The organism is Curtobacterium flaccumfaciens UCD-AKU (genome assembly GCF_000349565.1).
GTDB classification, from domain to species: Bacteria; Actinomycetota; Actinomycetes; order Actinomycetales; family Microbacteriaceae; genus Curtobacterium; species Curtobacterium poinsettiae.
Genome location: NZ_KB714614.1, coordinates 368 through 1,417, shown reverse-complemented (window position 1 = coordinate 1,417; position 1,050 = coordinate 368). Strand labels below are relative to the sequence as shown.

Below are 1,050 nucleotides of genomic sequence, written 5' to 3'. Positions count from 1 at the left end.
CAGCTGGCACCGAGCCTCCAGTCCGGCACGGCGAGCGTTCCGGACCCGCCCGTTACGCTGTCCCCGTGTCAGAGCCGCGCCGCAGTCCGGGGAACCAAGCTTCACTGCGTGAAGCCAACCGGGGCCGGGTCGTCAGCGCGGTCAAGCGGCACGGCGGGCTGACCCAGGTCGAGCTCGCCGGGGTCACCGGACTCTCCCCCGCGACCGTGTCGAACATCGTCAAGGAGCTCGTCGCGACCGGCGCCCTGCACGCGACGCCGAGCACCTCGAGCGGCCGCCGGGCGCTCCGCGTGACCCTGCCGCACGGCCTCGGGCTGGTCGCCGGGGTGCACGTCTCACCGCGGCACCTGCGGCTGGCGCTGTCGGACCTGAACGGCGCCGTGCTGGCCGAGCGGCACATGCCCCTGGCCCGCGACCACCGGGCCGATGCCGAGCTCGACAAGACCGCGCTGCTCGTGCTGGACATGGCGGAGTCCATCGAGTCGTCGATGGACGAGGTGCTCGCCGTCGGCCTCGCCGTGGCCGCCCCGATCGACGCCCGCACCGGGATGACGGCGCGCGGCGGGATCCTGCGCGGCTGGGACGGCATCGCGCTCGGCCAGTCACTCGCCCGGCGGATGGACAAGCCCGTGCAGGTCGACAACTCGGCCAACCTCGCCGCCCTGGCCGAACACCGGAGCGGCGCCGCCCGGGGTCGCGACACCGTCGTGACGCTCGACGTCGGCAACGGCATCGGCGCCGGACTCGTGCTGGGCGGACACCTGTTCCGCGGGCACCACGGCATCGCCGGCGAGTTCGGGCACACCCCCGTCCTGCCGAACGGGCCGCTGTGCCGGTGCGGCAACCGCGGGTGCCTCGAGGCGATCGCCGGAGCACCCGCCGTGCTCGAGGGCGTGCGCGACGAGGTCGGCACCCTCAAGCTGGCGGACCTGATCCTGCGCGCCATGGCCGGTGACCAGGTCTGCATGCGCGCCGTGGCCGAGGCCGGGCGGGCGATCGGTTCGGCGGCGGTGGGCCTGTGCAACGTCCTCGACCCCGAGCGGGTCGTCG

General features: G+C 74.7%; 1 protein-coding gene. It reads left to right on the top strand.

Annotated features, from left to right (window positions below; all coding sequences use genetic code 11):
• Positions 1-65: 65 nt before the first annotated feature.
• A partial coding sequence (locus H489_RS27345) for an ROK family transcriptional regulator (protein WP_031259588.1) occupies positions 66-1,050 on the top strand: 985 nt, incomplete at its 3' end.